Source organism: Bartonella sp. AA86SXKL (assembly GCF_042196885.1).
This window is the reverse complement of sequence record NZ_JBHIRE010000168.1, coordinates 1-961: the sequence shown is the minus strand read 5'-3', so window position 1 is coordinate 961 and position 961 is coordinate 1. Positions and strand designations below refer to the sequence as shown.

Annotated in this window: 2 protein-coding genes; both read right to left on the bottom strand. The window is 35.7% G+C overall.

The window, feature by feature from the left end; genetic code table 11:
* A partial coding sequence (locus ACFIO5_RS10760; RefSeq protein ID WP_375705396.1) for a response regulator transcription factor occupies positions 1-358 on the bottom strand: 358 nt, incomplete at its 3' end.
* Positions 359-376: 18 nt separating this feature from the next.
* Positions 377-610: a hypothetical protein gene (locus tag ACFIO5_RS10755; RefSeq protein WP_034447405.1), complete on the bottom strand. Its 234-nt coding sequence runs from the start codon at positions 608-610 to the stop codon at positions 377-379.
* Between the last annotated feature and the right edge of the window lie 351 nt (positions 611-961).

The following is a 961-nucleotide window of genomic DNA, read 5'->3' as shown; positions in this document are numbered from 1 at the left end:
TAGAGCGGCGAATTAACGCCCGCAACCGTGCCATCAATTCTTCTAAATGAAAAGGCTTCACAACATAATCATCAGCACCTGCATCAATGCCAAGCACCTTATCAGACCAGCGATCTCGGGCTGTTAGCATTAAAACAGGCATGAGATGACCTTCTTTGCGCCATTTTTCAACAACACAAATTCCATCTAGACGCGGCAAACCAATATCAAGTATCACAGCATCATAAGACTCTGTACTACCTAAAAAATAAGCCTCTTCACCATTGAAAGCACTATCTGAAACATATCCCGCATTTTTTACAGCTTCTGCTAATTGACGATTGAGATTCCGGTCATCTTCAACAATTAAGATACGCATCACAACATCTGCCAAGAACTAATCGGCGGGAACTGAAATTTCAACACGGTGCAGTTTTTTCCCATCACGAGCAGGTACTACAAATACAACCACACATATACCTCTTCCCTCCTGAACAACTGGTGTTGAACGTACTAAAACGGCCTTCTTTTGAGTCGCAAGCTTTTTGCCAATTTTAGCACATTCAGCAGCTCGAACAGAATTTGTATCTAGAAAAACTGCTATCATTAGAAACAAAAAAACTTTTTTCATAGATATTTTATAATCTCTTTTAGGTGAATATAGAATGAACAATATTTTTTTCTCTCTAAAAATCACGTATGAGGAACACCTTCCATTCTGTATAATAGCATAACCACCTAATATTACCCTATATTTGAACAACTTAAAAATAAAATTTGCTTCCAAGATTATACAATAATTGGAAGAGAAAGTTTTTAAACAAATACTAAAAGCTGAAGATACGATCTACAGAAGCTAAAATCGTTTTAAAGTAAGCTCTTTCTTTGTCAAAACTATAGCAAAAAAGTATTTTTACTCCATATAATGATTTGTTTGGTTACATCACTTTGTCATAGGCTCTTTCAATGTTTGACTTTTTTA